We start from the raw sequence: 9,027 nt of genomic DNA, 5'->3' as shown, positions 1-9,027 counted from the left end.
GCTTCTCGCTTCTCGCTTCTCGCTTCTCGCTTCTCGCTTCTCGCTTCTCGCTTCTCGCTTCTCGCTTCTCGCTTCTCGCTTCTCGCTTATTTATCAGCTAGCTTTTCTTCAAGCTCAGCCAATTTCTTTTCCATTTCTGTCAGCTTTTGACGAGTGCGCAGCAGAACTTGAGTTTGTACGTCGAATTCTTCACGGCTAACAACGTCTAGCTTGTTTAGCTGACCTTGGATGACTTGGCGAACTTTTTGATCAACATCCGCGCCTAGTTCTTTTACTGGCTGTGGCATTGATTCGTGAATTTGTTTAGCGATTTGCTCTAATTTCTTTGGGTCAAACATAGTGGCTAAAACTCCTTTTGATTTGCCCACATTCTATTTAATTGATACGTGAAAGTCGCCATTTAGATGGTAAAAAAGAGAGCAGCAATAAAAAAGGTCACCGAAGTGACCCTTTTTCTTAGTGCTTTTATACTTACTTGTTATCAGCTAATTCGCGGTGAGCTGCTTTCGCTTCATCCACTCGAGCTAGCTTTTCCAAGTCTTTGTCTTCAACAAACACTGGTAGTGGCTTGTGTTTCTCAGCAAGGTAGCTGTAAATCACTGGCAGTACGAATAGTGTAAATAGCGTACCGATCGCCAGGCCAGCAACGATTACGATACCGATACTGAAGCGTTGCTCAGCACCTGCGCCTGTTGCGTACATCAATGGGATAAGACCTGCAATCATCGCTGCTGTTGTCATCAGGATTGGACGAAGACGAACTTTTGCTGCTTCCATTACCGCATCGATACGAGACAGTTTGTTGTGTAACTGCTCTTCTTTCGCTACCTCACAGATCAAGATACCGTGCTTGGTGATCAGACCAACCAAGGTAATCAAACCAACCTGTGAGTAGATGTTCATCGATGCCGTACCCCACGCCAGAGCTATCAACGCACCACAAACCGCAAGCGGTACTGATACCATGATTACGATTGGATCGCGGATAGATTCAAACTGAATCGCCAGTACTAGGAAGATGATTGCTAGTGCCAAACCGAATGTTGCGTATAACGCACTACCTTCAGTTACGAACTGACGCGCTTCACCCATGTAGTCATGGTTGTAGCCTGACGGCAGTTTGTTTTGTGCCACGTCTTCGAACCAGTTGATCGCATCCCCCATTGCAACACCAGGAGCTGGTACAGCACCAACAGTGGCTGAGTTTAGCTGGTTGAAGTGAGGCAGTGCACGAGGCTCTGCGACCACATCAATTGTGATCAAACTACCCAATGGTACTGCTTTGCCGTCAACTGAACGTACGTAGTAATTCTTCATCGACTCTGGGTTTAGACGCCACTTACGTTCAACTTGAGGGATTACCTCGTATGAACGACCATTTAGGTCGATACGGTTTACATAACCATCAGCCATCATGGTACTTAACGTGACACCAATGTCTTGCATGGTCACGCCGTAAGCGCCGGCTTTGTCTTTATCGATGCTGATTTTCATCGTTGCTGAATCGTAGTTCAGATCCAGATCCGAATACACGAACAGTGGACTCTTCGATACATCGGTCAGAATATCACTTGCGATAGTAAACAGGCTCTCGAAGCTGTTTGGCGTAGTCACAACGAACTGAATTGGCAGACCTGAACCTGCACCTGGAAGTTCTGGCATTTGGAAAGCCGTTACTGACATACCTGGTACATGAGAAACTAAGTCACCCACACGTTTGGTAATGTCCGCTTGGCTTGCCTCACGCTCACTCCAAGGTTTCAGTGTTGCTAGACCGAATGCTTGGTTCGAGTTAGGTACACCGTTAAACACCTGAGCGTATTCTACTTCTGGCTGGTCAGACAGAATCTTGTTTACATCGTTCATGGTGCTTTGGATGTAATCCAAGTTCGCATTTGATGGGGCTGTACCCATTAAGACCACAACGCCTTTATCTTCCGACGGTGCCAGTTCACTCGGAATGAACTTAAACAAGATCGGTAGACTCGCGAACACGATGATCGCAAAAGCAATGATAACCGGACGATGAGCCATGACTGCAGTTAGCATCTTCTCGTAGCGGTTGGTCATGCCATCAAGAACGTGGTGAACTTTTTGCTCAAACTTGCTTGGCTCTTCGTTTGCCTTCAGCATTTTTGAACACATCATCGGTGACAGAGTCAATGCGATGATACCGGACACAAATACAGCACCCGCAAGGGTAAGAGCAAACTCTTTAAATAGTGAGCCTGTAATACCACCCATCAGAGCGATAGGCGCGTATACCGCACCTAACGTCAGTGTCATCGCGATTACTGGGACAGCAATTTCTCGTGTACCAATGATCGCAGCTCGGAACGGTGATTCCCCTTCCTTGATGTGTCGATCGACGTTCTCAAGAACAACGATCGCGTCATCCACCACCAGACCGATGGCGAGTACCATTGCCAGTAGTGTCATCAAGTTCCAAGAGAAACCCATCGCTTGCATCACCATTGCCACACCAATCAATGATAATGGGATAGTAACGATAGGGATGATTACCGCACGGAATGAACCTAGGAACAAAGTGATAACGATAAGTACGATGACTGCTGCTTCAAGAATGGTTTTCACAACTTCGTGAATCGATTCGTTGATAGCAATAGTCGAGTCGTACATCACATTCATTTTGATGTTACTTGGCAAGTTACGCTCTAGTTGAGGTAACAACGTCAGTACATCTGCTGCAATATTGATCGGGTTGGCACTTGGTGCTGCGTTAATCGCTGCAACCACGGCTTCTTGACCATTAGCACTAGCACGGTAAATATCGTGGCTCTTCTCTAGCGTCACTTTCGCAATGTCACCAAGGCGAATTACATCACCTTCACCGGTTTTCACCACAAGTGCTTCTAGTTCTGCAACGTTGGATACCTGAGTATCTGCACTGCCGTTGTAAAGTACGAATTCACCTGTCGCCTGACCAGTTGCCGACTGATAGTTGTTGGCGTTTAGTACGGTCATTACGTCAGTTGCTGTCAGCTTAAGTGCCCCCATTTTTGCAGGGTCTAGCCATACGCGCAGTGCGTATTTCATACCACCGTATAGGTCAACTTTCGATACACCGTTTACCGTGAATAACTGCGGGTTGATTACACGCTCAAGGTAGTCCGTGATCTGGCTTGAAGACAGCTCATCACTGGTGAAACCAATATACAGTACTGCCGTTGTCGAACCTGTCGACATGGTTACCGTAGGGTCTTCCGCTTCTTTTGGAAGCTGCGAACGAACCGAGTTGGTTTTCGCCAGAATGTCAGACAGCGCCGCATTCGGATCAGTGTTTAACTTCATGTTTACGGTGATGGTAGAAGTACCGAGTACCGAGGATGAAGTCATGTAGTCGATATTATCGGCCTGAGCAACGGCTTGTTCCAAAGGCTGAGTAATGAAGCCTTGGATTAAGTCGGCGCTGGCACCGTAATAACTGGTGGTTACAGTAACCACCGTATTTGTCATTTCAGGGTATTCACGAACCTGCATCTTGAATACGGCTTGCAAACCAAGCAACGCAATCAAAAAACTGATCGATACCGCTAAAACTGGACGTTTAATAAAAACATCGGTAAAGCGCATGATGCCTCCAATTAAAGCATTGGTGTTTCAGCCGGTGGTGTCAGTGCCGAATCTTCAACGATGGTCACTTTCGCATGGTTACTAAGGCGTACTTGCCCCGACGTTACCACTACGTCACCTGGTTTCACGCCTTCTAGAATATGCGCGATGTCTTTAGTACGCTCACCCACTTTCACAACGTGTTGCTTAACGCGTTTTTCACCGTCTTCTTCAGTAATGATGTACACGTTGTCGCCGTATAGCGTAAAGGTGATTGCCGTTTGTGGCAGAGTCACTTGATTCTCTAGCTTAGGCAGGATGATGTTTGCACGTGCGAACATACCGCTGCGAAGCTTGCCATCGCTATTTGGAATGTCTGCTTGGACTTGAATCAAACCACTTTGTACGTTTACTGCTGGCTCAATCGCAGAGATCGAACCTTTGAAAGGCTTGTCAGGGTAAGCGTCTACAAAGATATCCACTTCTTGGTCTAGCTTAATGCGTGAGATATCTGTTTGAGGCACAGTGAAGCGTAAACGCATTACTGTTGTATCTTCGAGACGTACGATGTCAGTACCTGCTTGTAGATATTGACCAAGATACACATTACGAATACCAACCACACCAGCAAAAGGTGCTTTTATTTCACGGCGGTCGATGGTCGCTTTCAAGCTCTCAATGTCCGCTTTAAGTGAGAAGTAGTTTGCTTCAGCTTCGTCGTACGCTTCTTTAGAAATCGATCCTTTCTTATAAAGACCTTGGTAGCGTTTGTACTTAGCTTGAGCTGCTGGCAGTTTTGCTTGAGAGCTTTTTAGGTTTGCTTTCTCAACATCAGAGTCTAGAAGAACCAGAGGTTGGCCTTCTTCCACTTGAGTACCAGAGTCGAAAGAAATCTTATCAATCACACCGCTGGTTTCGTTTGCAACAGTGACACCTTGGTTAGGTTCGATAAAGCCAATCGCTTCGATGACAGGAACCCAATCTACCGCTTTTACTTCCGTAACGGTAACAGGGAACTCTGGCTCCGGACGATTCGCCATGTATTCAGCAATTTTCTGTTGCTTGAATAAGTTGAAACCTATCACGCTTCCGAACAGAAGAACCGCGATAAGCAACATAAAGAAAGTCCACTTTTTCATTCTATTAAGAACTCCAAGTTAGTGTTTAATAATTGCATCCCAACTGGCTTCAACGGCTGCTTCCAGCGCATTGTCGTCCAGCTGATAAAATCCCAAAGCATGTTTTCTCGCAAGCGCAACACTAGCTTCGAAACTTAACCCTGATAGAATTTCGTTATCGAGGGGTTTGAATACCCCTTCCGCTTTGCCTTGATTAAAAAGACGATCTACTTGGGCAAACATTTGCCTTTCAAGTTCCCTCGTCCCTTTACGATTTCCACAAGGCAGTGATTCATATTGGACACGATTACTTAAGGTGTCTAAATTTGATCCAGCAAGGTGCCAAATATTGAGCCACATGGTGCGGTAACGCTCTTTCAGGGGCATATCGTCATGAACATCCGCTTGAACGGCGTCCGCAATACGTTTAGTTACAGTAAGGCGAACCTCTTCCAAAAGATGTTCTTTATCTGAGAAATATCGGTAAATCGTGCCAGCTGCGACACCTGCTTCTGTAGCAAGTTTGTGCATGGAAAGACCATGAAAACCTGATTCAGCGATTAAGCGCTCGGCTGCTGCAATGATTTGTCCGTATTTATCTCCAGCAGTGTTATTGGACATAACGCCACCACCCAATGAATGAACGTTCATTCATTATAGCTTAAACTCTGGCCACGTATGCAACAAAATGTTGCATCTATCTGTGTAAAAATTACGTGAAAATCTCCGTAGCTTTCACGCGGTCACCCCTTTATCATAGGCGCCACAATTACCACCCGCAGAGAATTTCTATGAAGCTGAACCCTAGACAAGATGAAGCCGTTAAGTACGTATCAGGCCCATGCCTCGTGCTGGCTGGTGCTGGTTCGGGTAAAACTCGTGTAATTACCAATAAGATTGCTTATTTGGTTCAGCAGTGTGGCTACAAGGCACGCAATATTGCTGCGGTTACCTTTACCAACAAAGCGGCGCGCGAGATGAAAGAGCGCGTCGGTCAGACGTTAGGTAAATCAGAATCGAAAGGTTTGATGGTTTCGACCTTCCACACCTTAGGTTTGACCATCATCAAGCGTGAGTACAAGCATCTTGGCTTGAAAGCAGGCTTCTCCCTCTTTGATGATCAAGACCAACTTGCACTACTGAAAGAGCTGACAGAAAAGCAGCTAGATGGCGATAAAGATTTATTACGTCAACTACTAAGCAGTATCTCAAACTGGAAGAACGACATGCTGACACCAGAACAGGCAAAAGCGCTTGCTCAAGGTGAGCAGCAGCAATTGTTCGCGTTCTGTTTTGAGATGTACCAAAAGCAGATGAAGGCATACAACGCGCTCGACTTCGACGATCTGATTTCTTTGCCAGTGCAACTTCTGCGCAATAACGAAGAAGTGCGCCAACGCTGGCAAAATCGCATTCGCTACTTGTTGGTGGATGAATATCAAGATACCAACACCAGCCAATACGACTTAGTGAAGTTGATTGTCGGTGAGCGTGGTCGTTTGACTGTGGTAGGCGACGATGACCAATCCATCTATTCATGGCGTGGCGCTAAGCCGCAAAACTTGGTGTTGCTTGGTGAAGACTATCCAAATTTGCGTTTGATTAAGTTGGAGCAGAACTATCGTTCGACTAGCCGTATTCTGCGCGCAGCTAACATCTTGATTGCGAATAACCCACACGTGTATGAGAAATCACTGTTCTCGGAAATTCCTGACGGTGAAAAACTCAAAGTGTTGCTGGCGAAAAATGAAGAGCACGAAGCGGAGCGCGTGACGGGTGAATTGATTGCACACAAGTTCCTAAACCGCACCGAATATAAAGATTATGCGATTCTATATCGTGGTAACCACCAATCACGTTTGATTGAAAAGTCACTGATGCAAAACCGTGTGCCATACAAACTGTCTGGCGGCACATCTTTCTTCGCTCGAGCTGAGATCAAAGACATCATGGCTTACCTACGTGTGTTGGTGAACCCAGATGATGACAACGCGTTCCTACGTATTGTGAATACGCCGCGTCGTGAAATTGGTCCCGTGACTTTAGAGAAGCTGGGTAGCTACGCCAACATGCGTGGTAAGAGCTTGTTTGAAGTCAGCTTTGAAATGGGACTAGAGCAGCACCTAACCGGTCGTGGTTTAGAGAACCTACGCCGCTTTACTCAATGGTTGGTTGCGATTGCCGATCAAGCTGAGCGTGGCGATACGGTTGAAGCGGTGCGTTCGCTTGTGCGTGATATTCATTACGAAGATTGGCTATACGAAACGTCAGCAAGCCCGAAAGCGGCTGAAATGCGTATGAAGAACGTTTCTGACCTTTACTCTTGGATTGTGGCTGACCTAGAAGGTGACAACTACGATCAAGAAGAGAAGACCATCAAAGAAGTCGTTCAACGTTTAACATTGCGAGACATGATGGAACGCGGAGAAGATGATGAAGATAGTGATGCCGTTCAATTGATGACGCTTCATGCATCGAAAGGTCTCGAGTTTCCTTATGTATATTTGATTGGTTCGGAAGAGGGAATTTTACCGCACCAAACCAGTATTGATGAAGATAACGTCGAAGAAGAGCGTCGATTGATGTACGTGGGAATTACGCGTGCTCAAAGAGAATTAACCTTTACTATGTGTAAAGAGCGTCGCCAGTTTGGTGAATTGATCAAACCGACACAAAGTCGTTTTTTAGATGAACTGCCATTTGATGACGTTGAATGGGAAGTAAACAAAAAACCAGTATCGGCAGAAGAGCGCATGGCAAAAGGCCAAGCTCACATCGCTAATATTCGAGCGATGTTTAAGAAGTAGGACAGCGTTGTTCTAATTTGCTAAAAACAAAAAGGCTTGCCAAGTGGCAAGCCTTTTTCGTTGGTGTCTTTATTACAGACCTTCAATCATGTGGTCGATGGCTGCGATGATTTCGTCATCAGAACAGTCCATACACGTACCTTTTGCTGGCATTGCATTGAAGCCTTGGATCGCATGGTTGGTTAGCACGTCTTTGCCTTGTGCAATACGTGGTGCCCAATCCGCAGCATCACCTGTTTTTGGTGCGCCACTTACGCCAGATGCGTGACAAGCAATACAGAAAGTACCGTAAACCGCGGCGCCATCACGTGGACCAGTTGGTTCTGCTTTTACTGGTTCTGCACCTGCTAGATAAACATCACCGACAGGTTTGATGCGTTCTGCGATCGCATCGTATTCAGTTTGGCTGATGTCAGAAGCTAAAGCTGCCGTAGAAAAAGTTAAGGCAGCGAACAAAACGCTAATCATTCGTCGAGACATATCCATTAAACCCACTTCACATTCCAAAGGTAAGTGACTTACCTATTTATATAGTTAGAGTATTTAGCCCTGTTGGATTCGGTTTTGCTGCATGGCCTGAATACTATGCAGAAAACCGTTCCTAACGGTCTAAAGTGATTGAACAATCTGGTTGCGACTGTTAAATCAATGTAAATAATGGGTGATTATATCCTGATAAGTTGTTGCAATAAACAACAAGTTATCCATGACAGGGCGTGAATCACATCAAAAATTCACTTTAAAGGCAGATAACTGTCGAAAAAGAGACCAAACGAGAAAAAAAGTAAAAAAAGTACTAGACGGCATAGTGTGATATCCGTATTATTCCTCTCCGCCGATGGGGCATGCGCCCGTAGCTCAGTTGGATAGAGCGTTGGCCTCCGGAGCCAAAGGTCGAAGGTTCGAATCCTTTCGGGCGTGCCATTCCGGAATACAAATTAACGGCACAAAATAGTGGTGGCTATAGCTCAGTTGGTAGAGCCCTGGATTGTGATTCCGGTGGTCGCGAGTTCGAATCTCGTTAGCCACCCCATTATTTCGGTAACTCATTAATTAATGAAGTTTCCAGTTTTGATTCAAATATCCCAAGAGTCGAAACAAAATTCGTCGGTGAATAGCGCAGCTTGGTAGCGCATCTGGTTTGGGACCAGAGGGTCGGGGGTTCGAATCCCTCTTCACCGACCATCATTTAGTTTATGGCTATACTAGAGCGGTAAACGACACAAATTGATGGTGGCTATAGCTCAGTTGGTAGAGCCCTGGATTGTGATTCCGGTGGTCGCGAGTTCGAATCTCGTTAGCCACCCCATTAATTAAGGTGACTTCTTAGTTGAAGTATCCTGTCTGATTTGAGAGAATCAGTAAATACAGTTCGGTGAATAGCGCAGCTTGGTAGCGCATCTGGTTTGGGACCAGAGGGTCGGGGGTTCGAATCCCTCTTCACCGACCACTATTAGAAAGCCTGCTTTTTAGCAGGCTTTCGTCATTTTAGAGCTTATTACATCGCTTGGACTGCATTAGTCGGCGAT

6 protein-coding genes and 5 tRNA genes are annotated in these 9,027 nt (G+C 45.9%); 6 read left to right on the top strand and 5 right to left on the bottom strand.

Features of this window, described 5'->3' with window-relative positions; genetic code table 11:
• Nucleotides 1-86 precede the first annotated feature (86 nt).
• The 4 genes from ubiK to VJL_RS25745 all read right to left on the bottom strand — a co-directional run bounded on the left by ubiK (nt 87) and on the right by VJL_RS25745 (nt 5,312).
• Nucleotides 87-338, bottom strand: a complete 252-nt coding sequence (gene ubiK / locus VJL_RS25760; protein WP_005427244.1) for a ubiquinone biosynthesis accessory factor UbiK — start codon at nt 336-338, stop codon at nt 87-89.
• A gap of 133 nt (nt 339-471) precedes the next feature.
• A complete protein-coding gene (gene vmeD, locus VJL_RS25755) occupies nt 472-3,594 on the bottom strand; it encodes a multidrug efflux RND transporter permease subunit VmeD (protein ID WP_038869922.1) in 3,123 nt (1,040 codons plus the stop codon).
• Nucleotides 3,595-3,605: 11 nt separating this feature from the next.
• Complete coding sequence (gene vmeC / locus VJL_RS25750) at nt 3,606-4,712, bottom strand: multidrug efflux RND transporter periplasmic adaptor subunit VmeC (protein WP_038869923.1); 1,107 nt, start codon at nt 4,710-4,712, stop codon at nt 3,606-3,608.
• A gap of 18 nt (nt 4,713-4,730) precedes the next feature.
• Complete coding sequence (locus VJL_RS25745) at nt 4,731-5,312, bottom strand: TetR/AcrR family transcriptional regulator (RefSeq protein WP_050566713.1); 582 nt, start codon at nt 5,310-5,312, stop codon at nt 4,731-4,733.
• Nucleotides 5,313-5,482: 170 nt separating this feature from the next.
• On the opposite strand from VJL_RS25745, the gene rep reads away from it, so the two are divergent.
• A complete protein-coding gene (gene rep / locus VJL_RS25740) occupies nt 5,483-7,498 on the top strand; it encodes a DNA helicase Rep (RefSeq protein WP_038882193.1) in 2,016 nt (671 codons plus the stop codon).
• A gap of 72 nt (nt 7,499-7,570) precedes the next feature.
• On the opposite strand, the gene VJL_RS25735 is transcribed toward rep, so the two are convergent.
• Nucleotides 7,571-7,984 carry a c-type cytochrome gene (locus tag VJL_RS25735; protein ID WP_038882194.1) on the bottom strand — a complete coding sequence of 138 codons (414 nt, stop codon included), beginning with the start codon at nt 7,982-7,984 and terminating at the stop codon, nt 7,571-7,573.
• A gap of 361 nt (nt 7,985-8,345) precedes the next feature.
• Between VJL_RS25735 and VJL_RS25730 the strand changes: the two genes are divergently transcribed.
• The 5 genes from VJL_RS25730 (at nt 8,346) to VJL_RS25710 (ending at nt 8,948) form a co-directional block, all read left to right on the top strand.
• Nucleotides 8,346-8,422: transfer RNA gene (locus VJL_RS25730), tRNA-Arg, on the top strand.
• Between the two features lie 33 nt (nt 8,423-8,455).
• Nucleotides 8,456-8,531 (top strand) — tRNA-His (locus tag VJL_RS25725).
• A gap of 75 nt (nt 8,532-8,606) precedes the next feature.
• Nucleotides 8,607-8,683: transfer RNA gene (locus tag VJL_RS25720), tRNA-Pro, on the top strand.
• 48 nt (nt 8,684-8,731) lie between these two features.
• A tRNA-His gene (locus VJL_RS25715) sits at nt 8,732-8,807 on the top strand.
• 64 nt (nt 8,808-8,871) lie between these two features.
• Nucleotides 8,872-8,948: transfer RNA gene (locus VJL_RS25710), tRNA-Pro, on the top strand.
• The last annotated feature ends 79 nt before the right edge of the window (nt 8,949-9,027 follow it).

The sequence above is a fragment of the Vibrio jasicida CAIM 1864 = LMG 25398 genome (assembly GCF_000400365.1).
GTDB classification, from domain to species: Bacteria; Pseudomonadota; Gammaproteobacteria; order Enterobacterales; family Vibrionaceae; genus Vibrio; species Vibrio jasicida.
The sequence above is the reverse complement of the archived record's forward strand: the minus strand, read 5'-3'. Positions and strand labels throughout refer to the sequence as shown.